The sequence below is a fragment of the Alicyclobacillus pomorum DSM 14955 genome, from assembly GCF_000472905.1.
GTDB classification, from domain to species: Bacteria; Bacillota; Bacilli; order Alicyclobacillales; family Alicyclobacillaceae; genus Alicyclobacillus_A; species Alicyclobacillus_A pomorum.
Window position 1 is genome coordinate 21,939 of the sequence record NZ_AXAR01000011.1, and the last position, 24,436, is coordinate 46,374.

Genomic DNA, 24,436 nt, shown 5'->3' on the forward strand with positions numbered 1-24,436 from the left:
GATTGCGAAACAGGGCGGCGTTCATTAGAAATCCGTGATGAAGAACCATATCGCGCCGCCTCCCAGCGTGACGAGAGACAACAGGATCCATGCGGTGTCGTTGACCACCTCGACGGCCTCCGGAATGCACTCGCTCACCAGGGGTTTCACCGCGTCTCCCAGATGGGCCCGAAATGAAGGGATACCCCCGTACAGATTCCAGCCGCCGAGTTGGATGGATAAACCACCTGCCATCATGGCCTCTGGCAAGCCACTGTTCGGGCTCGGGTGTTTGTGTGCGTCACGGCGCATGACTCGCCAAGAGGACAGGGCAGGACGATGACGCACGCAGAGCGCCAGATACATCAGACATACCGTGACGCGTGCCGGGACGTAGTTGAGGACGTCGTCCAACCGGGCGGAGCCCCAGCCGAAATGCTGAAACCGCTCGTTCTTGTACCCAACCATGGCGTCAAGAGTGTTGGCGGCACGGTAAAACATGGCCAGGGGCGCTCCACCCAGGGCCGCGAACAGAACCGGCGCGACGATGGCATCCACGATGTTCTCGGCCAGTGTCTCCACGGTGGCCCGCACCACATCCGTCTCTGACATAGTCTCTGTGTCTCGTCCGACAATCATCCCCACCGCACGTTGTCCTGCGTCGAGGCCGTTGCTGGAAAGCGCCTGGTACACGTCCTTGCCAGCTTGCGCCAGCCCCTTCCAAGCGATGGTTGTGGAGATGAGCCAGATGTTGACGAAAGTTCCAAAGGCCGGAGATACCTGCCGGGCTGCCCACCCAATGAAGGCGGTCACCAGTGCCGCCCCGCACGTCGTCGTCAACGTCAGTGCCACGCCTCGCCAGCGCAATCCGCTGGCGGACCCCCTAGCCCAGTGATTTACCCGTCGCTCAAACGTGCGGATATATTTGCCCATGATGACGACAGGATGAGGCAGCCAGGTGGGATCTCCAACAACCCGGTCGACCAAGAGCGCCAACGCAGCGGCGAACAGTCCGTTCAACTAGACGCCTCCCTTAAATGAACCTCCTGAAGCGCAAGGACCAGTGTGGAACGCGCAAGCGAAAAGCAGGAAAGGTTGTCTGCGTTCTCATGTTCCAACCCAGTCTGGAGGAGTGCGTGCATCGCCTTGAGCCAACCGCCGTGCACAACCACAATCGCTTCATCCGTTTCCGCGGCAATCATCCGGAGCGCTTCCACAACGCGAGATTTCACTCGATGCCAAGGTTCCACGCCGTCCCCTTGAAGTAGTTCTTCGCGTTCCACCAGAACCTTCTTGGGGAGGTCGGTCAATCGTTGACCCTGGTAGTTCCCATAGTGTCTTTCCGTGAGGAGATCCAGTTCACGAATCGGCAACTTTGCGTGGCCCTTGGCCCACCCCCTCGCGATGATGGCGGCTGTCGCTCGAGCGCGAGCCAGTGGGCTGGTCCAGATCAACTGAGCGGCAGGACAGGGATGCTGCGCCACGAATTGCTCGACATACCGCCGCCCTGTCTCAGATAACGGTATGTCCAAAGTGCCTTGAATACGACCTTCCCGATTCCAAACGGTTTGACCGTGACGAAGGAACGTCAGCATGTCGAGTGGCTCCCTGTAGCGCGCGGTGGGTGTCCAATCATCCGGTACACCGCATCCATTTCCAAGTGCTCCCGCACGACGGTTGCGAGTCTGTCAAAAGCTTGGGCGCGAGTACTCGCCATTGACAACGCGGAGGACACGGGGGGTGAGATGCCAAAGCGTTCGCGAACCTGGTTCAGCCAGGCCTGGCGAAACGCATCGTTGTCAAAAATCCCGTGCAGGTAGGTTCCCATCACCGTTCCATCGGCGTTGACCGCGCCGTCTGGCCGCGTCACATCGTCCGTGGTTTGACGGACAGTGGCGAATGGTTGATATCCTGAGAGGCCAAGGCTTTGACCCATGTGAATTTCATATCCTGACACGGGGATGGGGGCAAACGCCCCTTCCAGATGGCCTTGCACGAGCACCGTGGTTTTTTCATGCTCCAAGGTCGTCACCACCGGAAGCCAGTCAAGTCCTTTACATACCGGAATACTCGATTCGTGGCCTTTCGGGTCCCGGACTTCCTTGCCCAGCATCTGGTAGCCGCCACACACGCCGAATACTACGGCTCCTTCTGCACGACGCTGAGCGAGGACGTCAACGAATCCTGTTTCCCGAAGCCACTGCAAGTCTTCCATGGTGTTCTTGGTACCGGGAAGAAGCACGGCATGCGCCGCACCGACGTCTTCCGGCCGCCGGCAGAAGTAGGCGTGGACGCCTGGCTCGAGGAACAGGGGATCGAAGTCCGTAAAGTTTGAGATGTGTGGAAGTTGGATGACCGCAATCCGAACTGCCTCCCGGTCCGGCGCGTCCGATGACGCAGAGCGATACCGCCTTTCATCCAGGGCCACGGAATCTTCCTCTTCAATGCCCAAGTCCCGAAGATGTGGAATGACACCGAGCACCGGCACGTCGGTGAGTTCTTCCAGCAGCCGAACACCGTCGTCAAACAGGCTGCGGTCACCGCGAAACTTGTTTACAATCACGCCTCGAATCCGCGCACGCTCGCGCGCCGACAACAATTGCAAGGTCCCGACAACGGCAGCGAAGATGCCGCCGCGCTCAATGTCTGCGACCAACAGCACGTCGGCGTCCGCAAGTTCAGCGGTGCGCATGTTGGCAATGTCCCGGGATTTCAAATTCATTTCGACTGGGCTTCCTGCGCCTTCGATGACCAGCACGTCGTAGCGCGCTGCCAGGTACTCATAACTCTCCACCACGGCATCCCAGATTTCGCCGGTTCGTTCCTGAAAGTACGCCCGTGCGGATGTCGTCTCGTAGACTCGGCCCTGAAGCACCACCTGCGACTTGTCGAGGCTGGTCGGTTTCAATAGTACTGGGTTCATGTGCTCATTGGCGGCAATGCCGCAAGCGGCCGCCTGGACCGCCTGGGCGCGGCCAATTTCTCGACCTGTCGGTGTCACCGCAGAGTTGAGCGACATATTTTGTGCCTTGAAAGGAGCCACTCTGTAGCCATCCTGGACGAGAATGCGACAGAGGGCGGTGCATAAGACACTCTTTCCTACGTTTGAAGCTGTCCCCATTACCATGAGGCTCTTGGCCACGGCGACTCCCCCCTTTTTTTACCAGGACAACTACAGCGAGTCATCGACTCGGATGATGGTGCTTCGTTTCCAGGCCAACACCAGAAAACTCACGAGAAACAGGCCAACGATGCCCACGCCGAGCATCTCAAAGTCAATTCGATTCGCAAAGTCTACCACCGGTGCGTTGCCAAATATGTAACGGCCGTCCAATTGAATCCATTCAATGGTCCCGACGAAAAATGCCACCACGACGGACAGGCCGGTCACGATGGCGTTGTAGATGTGGCGGGCGTGTTCCGTCCGCTGCACCCATTCATACGTGTACAACATGAGAACACCGTCTGCCGCATCGAGCAGACTCATGCCGGCCGTAAAGGCCAGTGGAAATACCAAGACGTAGACGGCAGGTACGCCACTGGCCGCAGATGTCGCGGACATGGCGAGCAGTGCCACTTCGGATGCTGTTTCAAATCCGAGGCCGAAGAGCAGGCCCACGAAAAACATCTGACGACTCGACCGCACGGAAGCAAACAAGCGATGAAATAACCGAGTGACCAGTCCACCGTGGGAATGTACTGGAACGGACGACCCACCCTTGAAACGCCTTCCCAACAGTGTATAAACCGATTGAACAAACGGGCGAAGGTTGAATCCGCCAATCAAGTATAGGTAACTGGCAGATATCACAGTACCGACAGCACTCAGCCACTCACTCACGTGAGCGCTTCCGGTCAGCTTGTGAACCGACAAGACGGTCAACAGCGTGAGTGCAAACACAATAGACGAGTGGCCCAGGGAAAAGAACAGTCCAATTCCCGCCGGCCGCTTGCCTTCCCCCACCAGTTTGCGGGTGGTGTTGTCGATGGCCGCAATATGATCCGCGTCCATGGCATGGCGCAAGCCAAACGTGTAGGCCACAAGACCGAGGGAAAACAGGACGCTGGAATGAGCAAGCGCTGCGACAAGGCCGAGCAACGTCGCCACCTGCAACACGATGACCCATGCAACGACCCACATCAGGTTTCGCCTTTCCACCCGAACCATTACGTTGTCACCCGCCTTGTCTTGTGCTGGTCTTTGTACTGCTTGCAGGCTACGACAAAGCGCTCTGCGATACGTGGATTCGATGCAAAGTGCAAGTGGGTATACCCGGCCAACACGTTGGCTTGTGCGTACCCTTCCAACTTTCTCCCGCGCAACCCTTCCGTCTCGTACGCATACGGCCAATGTTCCGGATTGTGATACGAGGCCGTTGAGTAATGGAACTCATGGCCACGGGCGTGCTCTCCCTCCCGGAGCAACAGCGTGTCCCGGATGGCCGTCACTTCCCGGTAACCAAGTGCCGCCAATCGGGATTGCATCGCGACGGAGGCCGGAACGATGCCTGCCATCGGATGTGTTTCACCCTGTTTATCGGTAAGTGATTCGGTCAGGTACATGAAACCGCCGCACTCGGCAAAGACCGGCATCCCATCCGCTACTGCGTGGCGCAGACTGTCTTTCATGGCCGTGCACCGACTGAGCGTTGCCGCGAATTCCTCAGGGAACCCGCCACCAATATATACCCCGTCTGCGTCCTCAGGGATGGGTTCGCCGTCGAGCGGACGGAATTCTGCAAGCCGTGCACCGTACCATTCGAGAAGTTCGAGATTTTCCGGGTAGTAAAAGTTGAAGGCTCGGTCGCGGGCCACGGCAATCGTCGTTACGGGTTGATGTTGTTCGCCGACGAACAACGTCGGTTCTGGTACTTCCCACGGTGCCGCCTGGGAGGCGAGTTGCAACACGCGTTCCACATCCACGGTCGCCTCCACGGCATCCGCCAGGGTGTCGAACAAGTTGTTCATTTCGCCGCGTTCGAGGGCCGGAATGAGCCCCAAGTGCCGCTCGGGAATCTGCAGCGTCTCCTGCTTTGTGAGATACCCCACAACCGGCACCCGGCAGACCTGTTCGATGGCCGCCTTGACCAGTTCGTAATGGCCGTGGCTTCCGACGCGATTGACGATAACGCCGACAACTTGCACCTTCGGATCTAGCTGCTGAAATCCCAGTACAACTGCTGCGGCGCTGCGAGCCATGCTCGCGACATTGACGACGAGAAGGACTGGCGCCCGCAACAGCCGACTCACCTCCGCGGTGCTGCCCGTGTTGGTGAGTGGGTCCTTTCCGTCGTACATCCCCATGACACCTTCAATCACGGAGACATCCGCACCCTCACTCCCGCGGTGAAACACTTCTCGGACGACGCCAGGTTCCATCATCCAGGTGTCGAGATTTCGGGAAGGTCGCCCGGTCAACACCGTGTGATAACTAGGGTCTATGTAATCCGGGCCGACTTTAAATCCCTGCACGCTCAGGTTCCGCTTTCGTAAAGCGGCCATGAGCCCCAGGGTGACGGTGGTTTTACCGGCCCCGCTATTTGTTCCAGCGATGACTATGCGTGCTCGATTCATCAAGAGGTCCCCTTTCCAGTGTGCAAGACCGTTTTGTTCACTCCGGGCGATAAGGCAGGCACCTGACGCCCTGACGCCCTGTGGGGGACGATGCAGACCGACACGGTGACGTTGCCGCTTCGCACTTTTTCCACGACCCAGTCCTCTGCACCTGACGAGAGGCGCGCTGCGGGCTCGCTGACACCGTATGCTCCGACGTACTGAAAGACGGTTTCCGAGGGGTTCGGAATGTCGACCGCATTGAGTTCTTCCGCGGTGTACGTCACCAGCGGCCAATGGTACTTTTCACAAACCGCAAGCAGACCGGCTTCATCCGCTTTGCGGTCAATGGTGGCGACGTTGCGAACGCTCTTGATGGACAACCCAGCAGATGTCAGCGTGTCTTCGATGACCGATTCAATCTCTTCGGCCGTCGTTCCCCGGTTGCAGCCCACACCGAGGACGATGACTTTGGGGCGGTACAACACCCCTCTCGTCAGGAGTCGCCGTGACTCCTCCTCGGTGAGCAAACGAGGTGTGATGACGAGTGCTGCATCAAACGACTGCTTCAAAGATTCTTCCACACTGTGAAACACGGAAAAATGACTGGGCATGGGTTTTTGATATGGCCACCAGTCCACTTCTCCGGCTTCCTGGATGATGTGAATGCGCTCCTCGTTCACGACCGCGGCACTGACTGCTGTGACCTTCTCGAAGTTTTCAATCTCCCAGCCAAAGGCCCTCCCGAGCAAATCAACGGCAATGGTTTGTCCAACGTCTGACGCTGTGGTGATGACCGGGCGCGCGCCAAGCGCTTGTGCCACTCGATACGTTAAGTCGTTGGCACCTCCGAGATGCCCGGACAGCACGCTGATGACGTGTTCTGCGCGGTCGTCCACGACAACCACCGCAGGGTCTGTCTTCTTGTCGCGAAGCAGTGGGGCAATGAGGCGAACCATGGCGCCAAGGGAAAAGATGCCGATGAGCCCGCTGTATCCGGAAAAAAGAGCCGGGACGTGATTCACGACCGAGTCGGCAAAAAGGGTGATTCCCCGCGAGGATTCGTCCCCTTGGGCAAATTTTTCTGGGTAGTAAACATCCACAACCGGCAGCTGCTCCTGAATTCGTCGCGCAATGGCCGTGCCGTGTTTGGTGATGGCCACGACCGCATACGGCTTAGTCATGAACCGTCACACCCTTTCGGTATCGGTGCGTAAACGACTTGTCATAGAGCTTGGACTTGTGTTCCCCTCGTTCCGGGAGTGTTGGGTCAAGCGCCCAACCCGCGAGAATCATGGCGTGGCTCGAGATGTGCTCGTCCCCCATGGCGCGGACGAGCCCGTCCAGTGTGGTGCGAACCACTTTTTGATCCGGCCAAGTTGCCTTTTGCACCACTGCGACGGGGGTATCCGGGGACCAGCCAGCCATGAGAAACTCATCGACAGCTTTCTTCGCCAACGTCGCACTCAGATACAGCGCCACGGTGCTGTGGTGCCGTGCGAGGTCCCGCAGTTGTTCGCCTTCTGGCATCGGCGTTCGACCGCCCATTCGCGTTAATATCACCGTTTGCGTCAGGTCTGGCACAGTCAGTTCGGCGCCGACCACGGCAGCGGCGGCGAAGACCGAGCTGACGCCAGGCACAATCTCATAGGCGACGCCTGCGCGACGAAGTAGTGCCATTTGCTCGAGGATGGCCCCAAATACCGAAGGATCTCCTGTATGTACGCGGGCTACACTCTGCCCCTGCCTCACGGCCTCCACCATGATGTCTACCATGTCTTCCAGGACCATGCCCGCGCTCCTGTGAACGACGGCGCTCTTGCCTACCATTTCCATCAGTTCATCCCGGACGAGACTATCTGTGTAAATCACGACATCCGCCTGTTGCAAGATCCGCATGCCTTTGACGGTAATCAGTTCGGGATCTCCGGGACCTGCACCTACAATGTACACTTTTGCCTCCAGGCTCATTTCCTCACCACCATCAGCGTCAAGTAGTTTAACGATGCGCCCTGCAGCTCACGCACATTGTGCCAGACGCGCTCACCCGACGAAGTGACTTTCGTACACACCATCGCTTTGTCCGTGAGCTGTAAGTCTGCGAGGAGGGCAATCATGTCATCCAGCACTTTGGCGACTTTCAAAAACACCACGCAGTCATGTGTCAACAGTGCTTCGCGCATCGCAGCCATGTCACTGTGTGCCGGAACAATCGCAACGACTTCATCCCCATCCGCCAGCGGAACGCCAAGGCGGCTTGCAGCCGCGTTCACCGAGGATACGCCTGGAACAGAAACCACCTGTACGTCCGGGTGGTGTCGGCGCATCAGGCGACTCATGTGAATAAAGGTGCTGTAGAGCATGGGATCGCCTTCAGTCACAAAGACCACATCCTGTCCTTGCGAGAGATAGTTCCACACCTTCTCCACGGTTTCCGTCCAATATCTTTGCAGGACTTCTTCGTCTTTGGTCATGGGAAAGACAAGTCCGAGCATGGTCTTTTCCGCCGGATTTACGTACAGCTCGACAATTTCCATGGCGTAGCTCTTCCCACCCATTCGCTTTTTGGGATAGGCGATGACCGGTGAGGTGTGCAGCAGACGGTACGCCTTGACCGTCACCAGTTCCGGATCTCCTGGGCCTACGCCAACGCCATATAATGTGCCTAGATTAACGGTCATTCGCTGGTTCCTCCTCTGTGACGCTGCGCCACGCTGTGACCAGGTACACGGGGTTCATGCCTTCAAACCGGGTCAAATGCAAGATTGGCTTACTTCGTGCGGTCTGGACCAGCGTGACGGAGACGGTGAACCCGAGGCGCAGCAGCGTTTGCTGTGCTTCGTAGAGGGTTTCAATGGTGGCGGCGTTGACCACAATTCTCCCGTCCTTCCGCAACCGCTCTGCACAGACGGTCAGCAACTCCACCAACTCTCCGCCACTGCCACCAATGAACACGGCGTCGGGATCTGGGAAGGTATCCAACCCTTCGGGCGCTTTTGCGTGGATGGCCACGAAATCCGTGCGGAATTTCACCTGGTTTTCGCGCAGGTTTTCCAAATCTCCCTCGTTTTTTTCCACGGCGAACACTTGCAGTCCCGGCGTGGACAGTATGGCTTCGATGGAAACAGAGCCTGTGCAGGCCCCGATGTCCCAAAGGACGCCCCCCGGTTTCAGTTTCAAGTCGGACAGGCTCAGCACACGCACTTCCCGCTTCGTGATGAGACCTCTGTCCGGCCTCCGTTGTGAAAACGCACTGTCATCCATGCCCAGCGTGAATACAGGTACCTGTGCGTCTGGACGTTGCTTGAGGATGACCACGTTCAACGGGGCAAACTCGGCATCTACAAGTTGTTCCAACGTGTACCATCCGGAGCGCTCTTCCGGACTGCCCAGGTGCTCCGCCACAAAGGCATGGTATTCGGTCATGGCAAAGCGTTGGAGATACCGCGCGATGGCCGATGGTGTGTTGACATCGTCCGTCAACAGTGCCGCGACCGGGGCGCCGTGCAATTGTTGCGCCAGCCCTAGCATTGGTTTGCCGTGCAGGCTGATGACCTTTGCGTCTTGCCAGCTCTCACCGGCCCGGGCAAAAGCCAGTTGTACCGAGCTGAGGTGCGGAATGATTTCTACCGAGTCAGGGCCCAGTTTGCGGACAAGCGTCCGTCCGATGCCAAAAAACAGCGGATCGCCACTGGCTAATACGGCGACGGTCCGGTGGGCTGCGTCCGCTTCAATCTCCGCTAGGGTCTCTCGAAGCGGACTGCGAATGACGCGTCGTTCTCCCGCAAAGTCGGGAAAAAACCCGAGTTGCCGTTCCCCGCCATAGAGAACGGACGCATTGTACACGCGTTCCAACACGTGGGAAGAGAGACCGCGCGCGCCGTCGTCTCCGATTCCCACGACCAAAATTCGTTTATCGTTCAAGCTTTGCGCCTCCCAAGTAGTCGCCCTTTAACGTCGTCAAGTGCGTGGCGATGCGCATACCTCCACCCACATGGGTCAGGACTTGTTCACAGCACGCCACAGCCAACTCCTCAAAAAACGCTGGGAATCCCCATTCGACCATCCAATCGCCGACCTGGCTGGCCGTGTTGGCTGTCACAATCTGCTTCAGGTTTGCTTCCGGCACCCCCACCCGACGAGCCACATCGGCGAGAAACGAGAAGTCTACCGGTGCGCTCTTGGCATGCACCATCATGACGCCTTGTGCAACTTTTGAAAATTTCCCCATCATCCCGACGAATCGAATTTCGTTCATGCCTGCGCGTTTTGCTTGCTTCGCAGAAAACCCGACGAAGTCACCCATTTCGACAAACGCTTCCATGGGTAACTCGGGGAACAGTTTCATGGCGTACTTTTCACTCCGTCCCCCGGTCGTCAGAACGACCGTCCGAATCCCTAGCTCTCGCGCAACATTCATGGCGTACGCAATACTTGCTTTGTACGCCGCGGTGGAAAACGGAACCACAATGCCTCGCGTGCCTAAAATGGAAATGCCTCCGACAATGCCGAGTCGACCATTCAACGTCTTCTTCGCGATGTCTTCGCCGTCCGGAACCGAAATCACCACTTTCACGCCGCGTTCGATGTTGTGCTCCGCAAGGACGGCTTCCACGGTGGACTGAATCATCTGCCGCGGGACGGGATTGATAGCGGCCATGCCAACGGGGATGGGGAGGCCTGGTTTCGTCACACGGCCAACGCCAATGCCGCCGTCAATCTCCACCCCAGGTTCATTCGACCACGACACGGTTGCGATAATCTTGGCGCCGTGGGTGGCGTCTGGATCGTCACCGCCATCCTTGATGGTCGCGGCCTGTGCCTCTCCTGGTCCATAGTGCACGTCTTGCAGCTGAAACGTCACCCATTCGCCCGCAGGAATCCAGATGGTGGTTTCCGTCACAAGCCGTTGGTGAATGAGTGCCAACAGTGCACCCTTGGTGCAGGCGGTCGCACAAGCTCCGGTGGTGTACCCATGCCGCAGCGGCCCTTCGGGCACCTCCAGCATCTCACCCACGCGCCATCACCCACCCAGCGCTTGATTCGCGAGCAGGGACAGCGCGTTCACAATGGCCACAGCGACCGGGCTCCCGCCCTTGCGTCCGCGGTTTGTAATGAAAGGGACGTCCAATTTGAGCAACTCTTCCTTGGATTCTGCTGCTGATACAAAACCAACGGGAACGCCGACGATGAGGCTGGGCCTGGCCACGCCCTCTTTCACCAGTCGGATCAGTTCCAACAGTGCGGTTGGTGCATTCCCAATGGCGAAGATTGCACCCGGATGCGCTTCGCAGGCCTTGCGGACCGAGATGATGGCGCGCGTCGTGTTCAGCGCTTTCGCTTCGCGGGCTACATCCGGATCGGAAATGTAGACGTGAACGTCGCCGCCAAACTTGGCAATCCGCGGCTTGCTGATGCCAACCTGCACCATCTGGACGTCGGCGACAATGGAGCGGCCTTGGCGGATGGCGCGAACGCCGGCTTGTACAGCTTCTGGATGAAACACGAGGCTCCGCCCAAGTTCAAAATCTGCGGACGCATGAATCACTCGCTGAACAACGGGAAACTGCTCGTCTGTAAACGGGTGGGGCCCCAACTCTTCTGTGATGATGGAGAAACTCTTTGTCTCAATTTCCTGAGGTTGCGTGGTCAGCGGCTGAAATTCAGTGCCAAAATTCACGGGATCAGGCCTCCTCTACCCTTATACGGATCCATCTATCGTCTGTAGCGCTTGGCGATTTCCTCGAGCACGTCCTCCACCGTGGAAAAACTCGTGCCAAAGTCCAACTGAGGCCGTCCGATGACAATCACTTCAATGCCCATCGCCAGCGCCGCTTCCACTTTTTCATCCACAGCACCCGGACCGCCGCTTTCCTTGGTAATCATCAACGTGGTTCCGTAGTGCCGATATAACGCTTCGTTTAAGGCCCTCGAAAACGGCCCCTGCATGGCGATGATGTTCTTCTGTTCGAGCCCAAGTTCGACGCATTTTTCCATGTTGTCCGCGCGAGGCAGCATTCTGGCAACGAGACGGATGTCCGGGTCTCCCAGTAGCTTTTCGGCAAAAATGTGCAACGTCTTACTCCCCGTCGTCAGCATGATGCTGCCCTTCTTTTGCGCGGCAAGCTCCGCAGCCTCTTCATATGAGTCCACGTACGTCAATTGCTCTCGCTCACCAAATTCCTGACGGGAACGCTCGTAGCGAATGTAGGGAATTCCACACTGCTCCGCTGCAGCCATGGCCGTGCGGTGTGCCTCCTCAGCGAACGGGTGACTGGCATCCACCAGCAGAGTCGCTCGGATGTCTCTCAACAAGGACACCATGTCCGCGACGTCCAATCGCCCGAAGCGCGCGTTCAACCCGACTTCTCGCAACACGTGTGCCGCATTCTCTGTCACAACACTCGCGAGCAGAGGATATCCCGACCGATGAATGGCGAGCGCCAATTCACGCGCATCGCTGGTACCTGCCATAAAGAAAATCAAGTGTCGTGCCTCCTTCATCCGCCGCATACGGTGTCCGCCACAACTACCTGCGGTTTTTCCTGGTGGACAAAGCCCTCAATCTGTCCGACGCGAGCGAAAAATTTATGGAATCGCTCGCCGGGAAACGCGTGTTCGCGATACTGGTTGACAATCCGTTCCAACAAGTCCGGCATTTGTTCGGCAGGAATGCCTTCGGCCACGCGTTGACCAGGTGCGGCGTTGCGCCCCGTCGTCTTTCCACCAAGAAACAGGTCAAACTTGCCCTTTCTAAAGACGAGTCCGATGTCTTCGTTCACAGCGCCGTAGCAGGCCATGGCACAGCCGTTGAAACCAATGCGCAACTCCTTTTCGACCGGGAGCCCAGCGAGACGCCGCGATATCTCCTCGGCACAGGGGATACCATCAAACTTTTCACCGTCGCAGAAATCGCAAGCTTTGACTTTGACGACGTTGCCAACAGGCAGAACGGTGAAACCTGCGTTACGCAGACAATCCACGACGTGCGCCGGGTCCTCGGTATGTGTTCGGAGAATCAGCTGATGCGCGGTCGTGTACTCGAGTTCACCTTCCTCTCCTGCAAGCTCTGCGAGGAGCATGAGTTGCGCCGGACTAAACTTTTTGTTCGCAACGCCGGGACTGACTGCGACTTCTAAGATTTTCGCCAGAGACGTAGGCATCCGCGTCGATGCGTCCATGTGTGCGTCATTGTTTGGTGGGGCTTGTCCCGTGCCGTCCAGGCATGCCAGTGCCGCGTCCGCCCACTCTCGTGGAGACTTCTCTCGTGCGAGAGGTTTCTCAGTCGCTTCGACCGGAGTGGTCTCCTCTCTCCCATTCGCAGGACGCCACGATTCCCCGGTGATGGCATTCAAAGACCACGGTTCATTTTCCGGCCTGAGCCGTTCACCTGGGCGCAATCGCTGCTCTACAGCATCGAGCGTGTACTTTCGCTGATATCCACGCGGGGTGATCATCAAGTCGCCGTGATAAAACGTCGAAGCGTTGCCAATGAGAACGGTGGTCAACATGCCGATATCGTGATTGAGCATGTCCTCCAGCGTTGTCCGCACCACTTGCTGTCTGTCCCGATAGGCACTCTTGACGAGACCCACGGGCGTTTTCGGATGTCGGTACTTGAGGAGAATGCGCTGCGTCTCCACAATCTGCCGTGTGCGCCGACCACTCTTCGGGTTATACAATGCAATGACGAAATCGGCTGCAGCCGCAGCTTCGATGCGCTTTTCAATCACGGACCAAGGCGTCAGGTGATCTGACAAGCTGATGGTACATGCATCATGCATGACCGGCGCGCCCAACAAGGCTGCACACGAATGGATGGCAGAAATGCCAGGGACGACTTCAACCGATGGATTATCGCCGTTGTGCCATCCACGTTCAATCAGTACTTCATAGACGAGGCCCGCCATTCCGTAGACCCCGGCATCGCCGCTCGAAATCACAGCGACGACCTTGCCTTCCAGCGCGAGATCAACCGCCTTTTGAGCTCGGCTGACTTCTTCCGTCATGCCGGTACGGACGATGTCCTGATGGGTCAGGAGGTCTCGAATCAGGTCGACGTAGGTGTTGTACCCAATGATGACCTGGCTCTCCTGAATGGCCTCCCGCGCGCGCACTGTGATATGTTCAAAACTTCCCGGACCAAACCCAATGATTAGAATTTTCCCATCCATGTTTATCCCTCGCTTCGCGACCCGAACGGTGCCCACCGGACACCGGGGACTGCGTCGGTCTAAACGGCCCACACCGTGGACCCGTCCCATCGCTTCGTGTGCCGAACATGTTTGTTTCTACAGTGACAACGCCATGTCCGGTTCAAACCAGTGCAGCTTTTCGTGGAGTTGGACGACGTCCCCTACCACAATCACAGCCGGCGGTTTTACTTCGTTTTTCGCCACCGCGGCAGCGATGGTTGCGAGTGTGCCAACAACCACTTCCTGACGAGCGGTGGTTCCCCAACTCACCACAGCAACTGGCGTATCGGGCGCCCGGCCATACGAAATCAACTTGTCCGTGATTTCTGGCAGGTGTCCCATGCCCATGAGGATGACCAAGGTCTGGCTGGAAAGCGCCAGCACCTCCCACGGAGTTCCTCGGGAGTGAAGGCATTCGTGTCCAGTGACCACGTGAAACCCGGAAGCAAGCGTTCTGTGTGTCAGGGGAATGCCAGCGTATGCCGGCGCTGCGATAGCAGAACTGATGCCTGGGACGATTTCAAACGGAATTCCTCTTGCAGCAAGTGCTTCCGCTTCTTCGGCTCCGCGACCGTATACGAACGGATCTCCTCCCTTCAATCGGGAAACGGTCTGACCGCACAGTGCTTTCTCCACCAGCAGGTCCTCAATCTCCGCCTGCGGCAGAGTGTGGTTGTGTGCTTCCTTCCCAACGTAAACCCGATCCGCGTGTTTTGGGATAAACGCCAGAATTTCTGGGGATACCAGGCGGTCGTACACAACGACATCCGATTGTTCCAGGCAGTCCTTGGCTTTCAACGTAAGCAAACCGGGGTCCCCAGGCCCCGCACCGATGAGAAACACGCGCCCCGTCATGACATCCCCTCCTGTTATCCGCGAGACCCAACTTCGGGTTGATGGACATAAGAATGATGGTGACCTTGCTCATGTGGATGTTCCTGATGGTGCTCGTGATGGTGGGAATGGTCATGAGCGTGTTCATGGGCCGCCAACTTGCGGTATTTACACAAGTCGCAATTCATGAAGGCGTGTCCACGTCGAGCTTCCTCCCGACGGTCCAGAACAATGTCCACCAGGCGGCGGTGCATTCCGAAATAGTCCGCCATGTACATGGGTACGGTGGGGTAGTCAGAGTGCATTTCTCGTAAAACACTTTGCATTCGTTTGATGAGGACGCCCGTGAACAGAAAATAGGGCACGACGACCACGCGCTTGGCACCCAGTGACACCGCACGGTGGATTCCGTCTGGGAGTTTCGGGAACGTGATCCCGGTGAAACATACTTCTACGGTCAGTACCCCTGTGCGCTCCCATAATTGCCGCGCAATCTTGTACAAGTCACCGTTCGCGTCTGGATCACTGCTGCCACGACCCATCAGCACAATCGCCGTTTGATGGATTTCGTCTTTTGCAAAGGACTGTGTCTGTTCGTGAAAACGGGTAAGGAGCAAGTCAATCATTTGTTCGTGGAGTCCAATATTTCGCCCATAGATAATCTCAACATTCCGGTATTTCTGTCGAGCTGCGTCGAGGCACGCTGGGATTTCCAGTTTGACATGCGAGGCAGCAAGCAGAATCACGGGGACAACCACAATTCGGTTTGCACCTTGTTGGACACACGCGTCGATACCATCTGGAATCGTGGGGGTTGCTAATTCCAGGAAACAGGCTTCAAAATGTTGTTCCGGCGAGGCACGGCGAATTTCATTGACAAAATTGATAAATTCCTGATTTCCGTCGGCGTCGCGGCTTCCGTGGCCAATCAATAGCGTGATCTCTTTCATCTGTACCTCCTAATCCTGGTAGGAGGAAGGGTTGGGGGCAACGTCCAACAAAAAAGGCACTCTTTTCGGTAAAAGAGTGCCTGTACACGACATGAGTCGCCCACAAACACCTCCCTATCGACCGTAGGTTCCAGGTAGTGGTCCAATTCAACGGTGGATTTGGACAGCACTCCAGTGGTGTTTCACAGAAAAGGCTGGTCTCCTGGCTCGGGGTCACAGCCGTCCATTCCCTTCCCAAGCAGATGCTCAGTGGATATGAATGGTGGCTCACCCTTACAGTGGCGGGACCGCACCGGACTTGCACCGGTTTCCCATTTCAGTTCACCTCAGGACAGAAGCGATGTACCATCGCCCCGTTTTCAATCGTCCTGAGGGGAACACCTTTCCTGCATTGAGCAATTTGCAATATGCCACGAGCGTGGTTTCGCACGACGAGATGTCGATGTTTTGCAAATCGCTGGAAATATGAAATTGTGACAACGAGTCTTACAAAACAAGCATGCTTTCATGATAGTCCAAGTCCTATCAAAAATTCAACTCAAACTCGTGAATGGATGGTCCATTTGTGGTTTTGTACGCCATTCAATCTTGAACGACACCGCGATGCTCTGGGGTCAATCGAACATGGTACGCTGTGCGTGCGGAAGACAGATAGCGTCGAACAGAACCAAAAATAGCGCATGCGCCCATCCAAGCGGGGTGTTTTCATTGGGAGTATTGCGCTCCGGAATGTACAGTTCAGGGATTTCCGTGTTCGACGGCATGACTTGTGTCGTTCGAATCAAATACTCAAGCGCTTTTTCTCGATTGCCGAACTGAGCGTGACACAGGCCTAACCACGGTAAGCCCATGCACCACTCCGCTTCCTGCCCACCCTCTGCATAGTACTTGTCTCCGTGGTAGCGAATGACGCCCCTTTGACGAACCAATTGATCCTCGACTTGGGTCACGACTAGACGCGCTACCGATTCGGGCAGTAATCGGTACGGATATACGAGACTCAGTAACGCAAGGTCCGTCGCTTTGGTGGCGCTTTCTCGCGGTACGAGTTCGTACAGGGCCCTCAATCCACATTGGATGAGTTTCCACTCCACATCGAAATACGGTTGGATGGCCAAAAGTCCGGCCGTGCACGCACCGATGCTACTCGCGTGCCGTTCACGATGTTCCTCCCACATGCCGTTGTCTTCGTCATTCCAAAATTCAAGGGTTCGCAGATATTGAATCAGAAGGGATACAATGCGTCTGTCCGCTTCGTTCCGCAACATCGGTTTTCCACGTCGAAATCCCTGGCCAATTCCAAACAAGAAAGCCCCAATCGCGTCATTCTGGGCATTGCCCCACGGCTCTGCAATTTCCTCTAAGGTATCCGCTGAATACCGCGGATGAATGTACTCGAATGCGTCGATAGGACGCTGTTGTGCATGGTAAGACAATTTCCACTCGTATACCTGAAGAATGTCCAACATGCCGTGGTATATTTTTTCAAAACGTCCATTGTCACGATGGAGTTCAGACAGAGCAATGTAGCAATTATCTCGAATCCAGACATAGTGATACCTGTTTGAAGGGCTTGCTACATAGAGGCCGTTCGCTCGCTGTAAGGTATCTAAAGCACGCTGCACCTGGTCTCGCATAGAAAAAACCCTCCCTCTTCACCAGTCTAAGGTGAGGTCGGGAAGGTCGTGACCAATTTGGGCTTGTTACAGTGCAGGGGCGATGTCGACCGGTAATTTCACTTTCACACGGCCGTGAATCATGTCAAGTTGTGCTTGGTAGTACTGCTGCAACGTGCCTACATCAGACCAGTATCCTTGTGCTTCGTATCCGTAAATGGGAACACCTTTTTCTACAAGCAGAGGGAACAGATCTGAACCAAAATCAAAGGGCTGATTCGCCGGGATATTCTCAAATATCTCTGGCTCCAAAATATAAATTCCCGTGTTTACCAAGTACCTGTTCCCATCTATCCACGTCTGTGGTTTTTCAACGAACTGTGCAATTCGTCCGTAGTCATCGAGATCTACCGTACCATATCCAAGGGGGCATTGAACCCTCGTGAGCAGGATTGTGGCCAACCCGCCGTGTCGGCGGTGGTCTTCCAGAGCCTGTGACAAGTTAAAATCCGTGAGTCCATCTCCACTCATCACAATGAACGTTTCGTTGAGCCTCTCCTCGAGCAGCTTGACTCCACCTGCCGTACCCAAGGGAACCGACTCCTGCTGATATCCGATGTGGACGCCCCACTTCTCGCCATTTCTAAAATAGTTTTCAATGACATCAGCCATGTAGCAAACCGTCATTGTGATGTCTGTAAACCCATGTTCTGCAAGGAGCTCCACAATGTACTCCATGGTTGGACGGTCCACGAGTTGAAGCATCGGCTTTGGCAAGCGTTTCGTCAGCGGGTGAAGCCGGCTTTCCTCCTGCCATAATCACGGCTTTCATGTCTCAATCCCCTTTGTCTGTGCATTAACATAAAAATGTAGTGATGTGGCAGTATATAAACTTTCAAAATCGAGTATGACAACTCGTATCGGGTTTCATTGATTTTTATTGAAACTTCTTTCTCTCACTAGATTCGGTTCCTCCTTGGCCTCTGATTGCCCGTACTTGTCACCTCAGCACTGGCAAAAGTATGCGCTCGTAGCTCTCGATGGTCTTTCCGGCAATGTGGCGCCAGTCAAAGCGAGACAAGTCCTGTTCCGCAACCTGAGCCAGTTTTCTACCGAATTCTCGGTCTCGTAGCAATCTTCGAATTTGCGTGGAAAGAGATTGCGCGTCATTTGGAAGTGTTGTCAGTCCGTTATGCTCGTGGCGAACGATGTCTGAGAGTCCTCCGACGTCGGCGGCAACCACCGGCGTGTTTGCTGCCATCGCTTCCAAGGCAACAATGCCAAAAGGTTCGTACAAGCTTGGGAAGACTGCCATATCAGCCACGCGCAACAATCGATTGCGTGTCGCATCATCCAAGAATCCGGCAAACTCAACCCGGTCGGAAATGCCGAGCTGCTGTGCCTGGAGTGTGAGATGGTCCAGCATGGGCCCCTTGCCCACGATGACAAATTTCACGTCGGGAAACTCGTCTAAAATCGCAGGTGCTGCTGAGAGTAATAGGTGCACCCCTTTTTCACGCACAAGTCGGCCCAGGAAGAGTACCATCGGTTCTGATTCTTTCGCGTACGGCGCTTTGCTCAGCACTTCACCTGTTTCGGTAACCTGTAACAGGTGCTTGTCGACACCGTTTGGGAGACTATCAATCTTATCTGGAGGAAGTGTAAAGACCTTCTCCACCTCGTGCTTCATGTACGTACTGCATACAATCACGCGCTCTGCTTCGTACGTCAGCTCCCATTCGCGTTGGTGAATATGACGCTGCACATCCGTGTAAATCCCGTGATTGCGCCCGTGCTCAGTGGCGTGTATCGTGGCGATTAATGGGATGCGGTACAGATCTTTCAATACTTTTGCCACGTCGCAGACGAGCCAATCGTGCGCATGGATGATGTCAAACGACAGCCCTTCGTGATCTATCAAGCTCCGGCATTGGTCTAGCATCATGAGGTTCAATTGCAACACGAAGTGAATAAATTCTCCTCCATCGGGCTGCTGGACTTGCACTCGATGGACATGGACCCCTTCCACCCTTTCATGGAGTGGATAATTCCCGATGGCTGTCGTCACCACGTGAACTTCGCAGCCCTGATGTACCAAGTGTCTGGACAAGTCATATACGTGTCGTGCCAGTCCCCCCACGGTCATTGGGGGGAATTCCCACGACAGCAGAAGAACACGCAACTTCGGAGAACCCTGGTTGGAGATGTCATCGCGGCAACTCTGCAAGGACTGATAATGGTCGTAATGTACGTGTGGGAAGAGATTGTCGATGAGTTCCAGGTCGGTCAGGTACGCTTCGTCGACGCAATGCTCACGCACCATGTGCGCTAGCGTCCGAAAGCGATTCACGTGATGTTTGGTCCGTTTCACGGCGTAATCCACCATCGTTTTGGTGTCCATGATGAACGCCCAGTCGCTGCTTTGAGCTAACATCAGCTCGCGCGCAGCTTGATTTAACGCTCGGCGAACCAGTGCGGACGGGGCCGGATACGTATCTGCCAGTTGAATCATTTGTTGCTCGCAGTCATGCAGCGCAGGGTAAATCCAATCGTTCGCCCCGTTCAGCCATACGTCGCCATATCCGTCTCTCCCCCACGTCGACATAGATAGTGCGCAAGACTGAAAGTCTTGGTATAACGCCAAGTATTCTGAGGGCGTAATCGTCTTGAGGGTTGTTTGGTCATAGTGCAATTTCCGGAGGAGCATGTCGATGAATACGGGTCCTTCGTACCACCAGTGACCGAACAACTCCGCGTCATAAGGCGCTGTGATGATGGGAACGCGGCCCATCATCCCCTTGATGGATTCCACTTGGCGTTGCCGATGAAACATAAAATGTCCTGCATGTACGGCCGCCTTGTCACGCGCCCGGTTGAAATCGTACAAAGCTTTGTCTTCGGTTTTTCCCGTGATTCTGTAGTATTTGATTCCCGTATTTACCCGTATGCCGTTTGGATGAATGTACGGACCTATGTAGTTCTCATCCAAATCATGGCCGATGTCACGGTAATATTCCCGGTAGTCAAAGTCCCCGGGATACCCGGATTCGCTGCTCCAGACTTGCTGGGACGACGCTGCATCGCGCGCAAACACAGCGATGCCTTCAGGAGTCAGAACGGGTGCAAACGTGCCAAAGACGGGGCGAGGATTTGCGGAGGCCAGCCCGTGTGTGTCTGTGAAAAAATAACGAATGCCAAACTCCTTGAGCCAACGGTCGACGCGGGGAGTGTACGCGCATTCTGGTAACCACATCCCCGCCGGGCTTGTCCCAAAGTGTTCGCGAAACACTTCGACTGCGGTTGCAATCTGCGCTCGCAACGCTTCATCGGTTTCAATAAACGGAAGAAATGCATGTGTGGCTGTGCTTGTGATGAGTTCCACTTTCCCGGCCCTTTGGAGCTGAGCAAATGCAGGTACAAGGTTACCTTGGCAGGCTTCAAAGAAATCCAGTATGTCTCGAAATCTTGTCAGGTATGCGTGCGCAAGGGCGTTTAAGTGTGGATGTGTTTTCGTGCGCACGACTTCGGATTCAGCCAGGGAGATGAGTTTGCACATATGGTTCTGGAATCTCGACTGCACCAGGGAATCCGTCAGCATGGATATGAGCGGAGGAGACAAGGAAATCGTCACCCGAAAATCGACCCCGTCATGAAGCAGTCGATGAAAGACTTGCAAGAGAGGGATGTACGTCTCCGAAATGGCTTCAAACAACCAGCGTTCTTCCAAGAGGTCATCTCGTTCGGGATGACGAACGAAAGGCAGATGCGCATGCAAGACTAAATTTAAATATCCATCGGGCATACGTTGTCCTCCTCTCGCTCGACCATGTGGTACCCGTCAAATTCGGATTCATAAGGGTGTCGTTGTGAGGTTTGCAGTGGTAATTCCATCGGGACAAATTTGATATGTGGCTGGAATGCGTCCGTTTTCGCGGGCGGAAGTGTTACGACATTCGAACGCAGTACGGAAAACAAACGGTCATGGATTGTTGTGGTCGCCAGAACAACAACGTAGTTTCGATGGGGCTGCAAGTCATGAAAGTACCAATTGTCCGCCTCTGGGTGCACACGGCATCGCGCTGTCATGGGAGCGTTGTATCCATCAAACCAACAATGTGTTACGTCGTAAACACATAGATAAAGCGGAAGTTCTTCCCAACGAGAGCAGAAGTGCCGACTAATCATCGCCTTGCGGAGAGGGTCCACTTCCCAATAGGCAAACAACGTACGCGGATCCTTTGCCATGCCCACAATACGACTTTTCCCTGTAGAACGAACCCATTGCTCATCAAATCGCGTTGCCGTGTTCATAGGTTCCACCTCGTGCCATGTCGAAGCAACATTCGTTGTCTATGAGTTGCTCCTGTAGGAGTCGAGTCATAACATAGATATTCAGCTTTTTGCCTCAACATGCACGAACTTTCCCTATATTCACTTGGAAATTTCTATGTTGGTGTATTGCAACATCGCGACGAACCACTCTCGTGGAATTTTCCAAATCGCTCCTGAAAGCCTCACAGTGGACCGTCGCTGATTGACTCCGTTGGGGCATAGTAGAAGAGAAGGTAAGGGCATCTTGTGTGCAATCAGCGAGCACGTGAGGTGTCGATTGTGTTTCGGATAAATCTTTAATCTGAGGACCGTAATCTGGTGACGAGGAGTACGCCGAGTGGCCGAACCGGAGAAAGCAAACATGGAGAATGAAGAAACGCTGAAAGAAACGCTGAAAGAAACGCTGAAAGAAACGCTGTACTGCCCCATCTGAAACTTTCCACTGAGCGGAGAAACGCGTGGATGCACGCCGTTTTGCAGCAACCGCAGATACAAAGGCGTGTGCGGAGATCCGACTTCGTAATGTTGTGCGCTGAGAATTCGCGCCATCACAACAATTTCTCCACATTTTCTATGCAACTTTTCCACATCTTGCTTGTACACTGTGTTTGCGGGTAAGGCAACACAATTGGTTACCACCGTTACTGGCGCGGCCGGGGCCAGTAACCTGCAACCCAACAAGCTCCATTACACGCAGCACTCCTGCGTGACGCTCACTGATCTGAGCGTCTCTTTTTTCAATTCCACCCCCGGTAAATAGGCCACTACCACTGTTCACACCATAACCACAAACCCTACACACCTTCTATACAGCTTTTTCAAATCTCCCTTGTATACTAGGCTCGTAGGCAGGGCGACATAAGGGGTCGCCAGCGTCACTGACGAAGGAGGGGCCAGTGGCATCCGACCTAGTATTCAACTTCATTGTGCATACCCATGTGTGACGCTCGCTGATGTGAGGTGGGCGTCTCTTTTCAATTCATACCCAATCAACCACTGACTGCGTTTTGCCCCAAAAGTCACTAACGCAGGTCGGCCCAGCAATTCTTCACTCTATACCTTACCCCCACAACACGCTTACTGATGTGAGTGTATTTTTTGTCTCTGCTTGGAATATGTGGTTTGACGATGCGACCGCTGTGCTTGAGTTACCGGAACGCTATCGCAGACGGCTCCGGACAACCAATAGTGTCGAGCGACTCAACGAGGAGATTCGACGCCGGGAGCGCGTCATTCGCATCTTCGCAAACTCGTGCGTTGGTGTTGCGTCTGTTGGGAGCTTTACTGATGGAGATGGATGACAAGTGGGCGACGGGACACTGCTACCTAGACATGCAGGATTACTGGGTGTGGCGTGCGTCCAAGGCTTCCGTCGTTAAGCAACTCGCTTGAGCGCACTACCGAGGAGGGAAAGTACACACAAATATGGACGTGATCATAACGAACGTACGATGGCATTCCAAAAGAATATGAACCTGTTATATTGCCAAAGATTAATCCAATCTCGGAGACACTTTTCCTTGGGGAAAATGACTACCGAATGTACCTTCGCGAACATGTCGGAGGGGTACAGTTACCCCTCCGATATACCGGTGTTCTGTTTATTTCGGAGCATATTTTTTCAGTGTCTTTACGGTTTCTTTATCTACATTCTTACCGTATTTTTGAATCAATTCATCAGCATTCGATCCGTTCCTTATTGCATCCTTATACGCATCCATAAATTTCTGGATACGTTGTTCGGGCACCGAAAGGCCCAACTTGTCGATATACTTTCTAGCAAGTTGTTCCACTTGCGATGGGCTTTTCCACTGATTGGGATTGACTTTTTTAACCTCATCGAGAATCTCAAAAGCTGTTCCTTCTTTACCCGCAAGATTTCGCTTCAGCGCATTTAATGCAGACGACTTTTTTACGGACTTCCTTGGCATAGAAATATCCCACCTCCATTCTCCGTCGTATCTGCTTCGTTCGTGTTTCTACCTTTTGCCCCATCATTGATTGCTCAATATGCAGGGGTTATCGCCATCAACTCCTTAAACCAAAGTTAATATAGGGTATGGCGGGAAGTTCAGTCGTGAGACGGCTTGTATCATAGAAATGCACGGCTTGTACGCCCTTATTAGACAAACTATAAAACGTCCCCCGTATAGAGGGACGTTTTATTGGAAGGTGAATGTACGATGGTGGCTTTGTGGTTCATCGATGGGTAATTTTAATATATGCCACCACAGTTAAAAAACAACGGCTTGTACCTATCAAGAAATGAGATAAGACAGTCGTCCATTCCGATTCTAACTATGATACATGCCAATCTGTGGGACCGACTGAATCTAGGTAGACAACCAACGTACATAGTTGTCCACCTAGATGGCACCACCTAAGTACAAATCCGACTAAGATCACATTTGCAGCACAATACAGTGTCTTGTGGGAAATCCCAGGCTCACCAGCTTCCTGGCTAGCCACTTTTTAGACTAGCTTTACCTTTTTCCCTCAATTCTCTTAGAAAAGCATTAATATTATTGTAATTATTGTACATGGACCTATGCTCTAATTACTTCAATGATCCAAAGCTTGCCGTCAGTATCACCCCCATATCTATGCCAATCTTCTGGGCCAGCTTGGAATCGTCAAATCGTTTACAAATATCGTATCCGAGTCTCTTGCTGAATCGTTTGGATTTGTTGGTTGTTCCATTCAAGTGATTTCTTAAGTGCCTCATCCACTGTAAGAGCTTTTCCGTTGCTGCGCTTGTTTGTAATAATCCACCCAGGAATAGAGTCTCCAGCAAACACGCACCAGAATGCACTCTAGCCCTTTACAAATGAGGGGTACTTTACGTCCCATCAGACTGTAGATAAAGTCCCCGTTCATCCTCGGGTCCCTTTTGTGCGGCAGAATTATGATGTTGCGGCCTGGTATCTCGCTCTCCCTGTACTCTGATAAATGCTTTCGTCGATGCATTTCCACGCAC

Annotated in this window: 19 protein-coding genes, 2 pseudogenes and 1 riboswitch; of the genes and pseudogenes, 1 reads left to right on the plus strand and 20 read right to left on the minus strand. The window is 54.5% G+C overall.

Features of this window, described 5'->3' with window-relative positions; all coding sequences use genetic code 11:
* Positions 1–24 precede the first annotated feature (24 nt).
* The 19 genes and pseudogenes from cbiB to YWK_RS21075 all read right to left on the minus strand — a co-directional run bounded on the left by cbiB (position 25) and on the right by YWK_RS21075 (position 21,438).
* Positions 25–999 (minus strand): adenosylcobinamide-phosphate synthase CbiB, encoded by a 975-nt coding sequence (gene cbiB, locus YWK_RS0111820; RefSeq protein WP_026964963.1) that lies wholly within the window; start codon positions 997–999, stop codon positions 25–27.
* Positions 996–1,574, minus strand: a complete 579-nt coding sequence (locus YWK_RS19685) for a histidine phosphatase family protein (RefSeq protein WP_051375531.1) — start codon at positions 1,572–1,574, stop codon at positions 996–998. The genes cbiB and YWK_RS19685 overlap by 4 nt, the downstream gene beginning before the upstream one ends.
* Positions 1,568–3,106 (minus strand): cobyric acid synthase, encoded by a 1,539-nt coding sequence (locus YWK_RS0111830; RefSeq protein WP_035466889.1) that lies wholly within the window; start codon positions 3,104–3,106, stop codon positions 1,568–1,570. Before YWK_RS0111830 ends, YWK_RS19685 begins: the two co-directional genes overlap by 7 nt.
* A 45-nt stretch (positions 3,107–3,151) precedes the next feature.
* Positions 3,152–4,147 carry a HoxN/HupN/NixA family nickel/cobalt transporter gene (locus YWK_RS0111835; protein WP_026964965.1) on the minus strand — a complete coding sequence of 332 codons (996 nt, stop codon included), beginning with the start codon at positions 4,145–4,147 and terminating at the stop codon, positions 3,152–3,154.
* Complete coding sequence (locus tag YWK_RS0111840; protein WP_035466834.1) at positions 4,147–5,553, minus strand: cobyrinic acid a,c-diamide synthase CobB; 1,407 nt, start codon at positions 5,551–5,553, stop codon at positions 4,147–4,149. The genes YWK_RS0111835 and YWK_RS0111840 overlap by 1 nt, the downstream gene beginning before the upstream one ends.
* Positions 5,553–6,716 carry a cobalt-precorrin 5A hydrolase gene (locus tag YWK_RS19690; RefSeq protein WP_084453671.1) on the minus strand — a complete coding sequence of 388 codons (1,164 nt, stop codon included), beginning with the start codon at positions 6,714–6,716 and terminating at the stop codon, positions 5,553–5,555. Before YWK_RS19690 ends, YWK_RS0111840 begins: the two co-directional genes overlap by 1 nt.
* Positions 6,709–7,503, minus strand: coding sequence for a precorrin-4 C(11)-methyltransferase (gene cobM / locus YWK_RS0111850; protein ID WP_026964967.1), 795 nt, complete (start codon positions 7,501–7,503; stop codon positions 6,709–6,711). The genes YWK_RS19690 and cobM overlap by 8 nt, the downstream gene beginning before the upstream one ends.
* The gene (gene cobI, locus YWK_RS0111855) at positions 7,500–8,213 is read right to left on the minus strand and encodes a precorrin-2 C(20)-methyltransferase (protein ID WP_026964968.1); all 714 of its coding nucleotides are present in this window, start codon (positions 8,211–8,213) and stop codon (positions 7,500–7,502) included. The genes cobM and cobI overlap by 4 nt, the downstream gene beginning before the upstream one ends.
* On the minus strand, positions 8,203–9,456 hold the full coding sequence (locus tag YWK_RS0111860; RefSeq protein WP_026964969.1) for a bifunctional cobalt-precorrin-7 (C(5))-methyltransferase/cobalt-precorrin-6B (C(15))-methyltransferase: 1,254 nt from the start codon (positions 9,454–9,456) through the stop codon (positions 8,203–8,205). The genes cobI and YWK_RS0111860 overlap by 11 nt, the downstream gene beginning before the upstream one ends.
* Complete coding sequence (locus tag YWK_RS0111865; protein WP_035466897.1) at positions 9,446–10,540, minus strand: cobalt-precorrin-5B (C(1))-methyltransferase; 1,095 nt, start codon at positions 10,538–10,540, stop codon at positions 9,446–9,448. Before YWK_RS0111865 ends, YWK_RS0111860 begins: the two co-directional genes overlap by 11 nt.
* 15 nt (positions 10,541–10,555) lie before the next feature.
* A complete protein-coding gene (locus YWK_RS0111870) occupies positions 10,556–11,212 on the minus strand; it encodes a precorrin-8X methylmutase (protein WP_026964971.1) in 657 nt (218 codons plus the stop codon).
* A 35-nt stretch (positions 11,213–11,247) separates the two neighbouring features.
* A complete protein-coding gene (cobK, locus tag YWK_RS0111875) occupies positions 11,248–12,018 on the minus strand; it encodes a precorrin-6A reductase (protein ID WP_026964972.1) in 771 nt (256 codons plus the stop codon).
* Between the two features lie 14 nt (positions 12,019–12,032).
* Positions 12,033–13,706, minus strand: a complete 1,674-nt coding sequence (gene cobJ / locus YWK_RS0111880; RefSeq protein ID WP_026964973.1) for a precorrin-3B C(17)-methyltransferase — start codon at positions 13,704–13,706, stop codon at positions 12,033–12,035.
* Positions 13,707–13,823: 117 nt separating this feature from the next.
* Positions 13,824–14,582: a uroporphyrinogen-III C-methyltransferase gene (gene cobA, locus YWK_RS0111885; protein WP_026964974.1), complete on the minus strand. Its 759-nt coding sequence runs from the start codon at positions 14,580–14,582 to the stop codon at positions 13,824–13,826.
* 14 nt (positions 14,583–14,596) lie between these two features.
* Positions 14,597–15,511, minus strand: a complete 915-nt coding sequence (locus YWK_RS0111890) for a sirohydrochlorin chelatase (RefSeq protein ID WP_026964975.1) — start codon at positions 15,509–15,511, stop codon at positions 14,597–14,599.
* A gap of 175 nt (positions 15,512–15,686) precedes the next feature.
* Positions 15,687–15,876: riboswitch (cobalamin riboswitch) on the minus strand.
* A gap of 249 nt (positions 15,877–16,125) precedes the next feature.
* A complete protein-coding gene (locus YWK_RS0111895; RefSeq protein ID WP_026964976.1) occupies positions 16,126–17,148 on the minus strand; it encodes a glycoside hydrolase family 15 protein in 1,023 nt (340 codons plus the stop codon).
* 66 nt (positions 17,149–17,214) lie between these two features.
* Positions 17,215–17,919, minus strand: a pseudogene (locus YWK_RS0111900) (nucleotidyltransferase family protein); the annotation flags it as partial.
* 208 nt (positions 17,920–18,127) lie between these two features.
* Positions 18,128–20,929 (minus strand): 1,4-alpha-glucan branching protein domain-containing protein, encoded by a 2,802-nt coding sequence (locus YWK_RS0111905; protein WP_026964978.1) that lies wholly within the window; start codon positions 20,927–20,929, stop codon positions 18,128–18,130.
* Positions 20,911–21,438, minus strand: coding sequence for a DUF4912 domain-containing protein (locus YWK_RS21075; protein ID WP_051375532.1), 528 nt, complete (start codon positions 21,436–21,438; stop codon positions 20,911–20,913). Before YWK_RS21075 ends, YWK_RS0111905 begins: the two co-directional genes overlap by 19 nt.
* 1,136 nt (positions 21,439–22,574) lie before the next feature.
* On the opposite strand from YWK_RS21075, the pseudogene YWK_RS19700 reads away from it, so the two are divergent.
* A pseudogene (locus tag YWK_RS19700) lies at positions 22,575–22,851 on the plus strand (transposase); the annotation flags it as partial.
* Positions 22,852–23,060: 209 nt separating this feature from the next.
* On the opposite strand, the gene YWK_RS0111925 reads toward YWK_RS19700, so the two are convergent.
* Positions 23,061–23,390 (minus strand): hypothetical protein, encoded by a 330-nt coding sequence (locus YWK_RS0111925; RefSeq protein WP_035466839.1) that lies wholly within the window; start codon positions 23,388–23,390, stop codon positions 23,061–23,063.
* Positions 23,391–24,436 lie beyond the last annotated feature (1,046 nt).

Bases quoted from the DNA above. Each gene is read 5' to 3' on its own strand.
- YWK_RS19685 (WP_051375531.1), bottom strand. From the start codon at position 1,574: ATGCTGACGTTCCTTCGTCACGGTCAAACCGTTTGGAATCGGGAAGGT.
- YWK_RS0111830 (WP_035466889.1), bottom strand. From the start codon at position 3,106: ATGGTAATGGGGACAGCTTCAAACGTAGGAAAGAGTGTCTTATGCACC.
- YWK_RS0111835 (WP_026964965.1), bottom strand. From the start codon at position 4,147: ATGGTTCGGGTGGAAAGGCGAAACCTGATGTGGGTCGTTGCATGGGTC.
- YWK_RS0111840 (WP_035466834.1), bottom strand. From the start codon at position 5,553: ATGAATCGAGCACGCATAGTCATCGCTGGAACAAATAGCGGGGCCGGT.
- YWK_RS19690 (WP_084453671.1), bottom strand. From the start codon at position 6,716: ATGACTAAGCCGTATGCGGTCGTGGCCATCACCAAACACGGCACGGCC.
- cobM (WP_026964967.1), bottom strand. From the start codon at position 7,503: ATGAGCCTGGAGGCAAAAGTGTACATTGTAGGTGCAGGTCCCGGAGAT.
- cobI (WP_026964968.1), bottom strand. From the start codon at position 8,213: ATGACCGTTAATCTAGGCACATTATATGGCGTTGGCGTAGGCCCAGGA.
- YWK_RS0111865 (WP_035466897.1), bottom strand. From the start codon at position 10,540: ATGCTGGAGGTGCCCGAAGGGCCGCTGCGGCATGGGTACACCACCGGA.
- cobJ (WP_026964973.1), bottom strand. From the start codon at position 13,706: ATGGATGGGAAAATTCTAATCATTGGGTTTGGTCCGGGAAGTTTTGAA.
- cobA (WP_026964974.1), bottom strand. From the start codon at position 14,582: ATGACGGGGCGCGTGTTTCTCATCGGTGCGGGGCCTGGGGACCCCGGT.
- YWK_RS0111890 (WP_026964975.1), bottom strand. From the start codon at position 15,511: ATGAAAGAGATCACGCTATTGATTGGCCACGGAAGCCGCGACGCCGAC.
- YWK_RS0111895 (WP_026964976.1), bottom strand. From the start codon at position 17,148: ATGCGAGACCAGGTGCAGCGTGCTTTAGATACCTTACAGCGAGCGAAC.
- YWK_RS0111905 (WP_026964978.1), bottom strand. From the start codon at position 20,929: ATGCCCGATGGATATTTAAATTTAGTCTTGCATGCGCATCTGCCTTTC.
- YWK_RS21075 (WP_051375532.1), bottom strand. From the start codon at position 21,438: ATGAACACGGCAACGCGATTTGATGAGCAATGGGTTCGTTCTACAGGG.
- YWK_RS0111925 (WP_035466839.1), bottom strand. From the start codon at position 23,390: ATGCCAAGGAAGTCCGTAAAAAAGTCGTCTGCATTAAATGCGCTGAAG.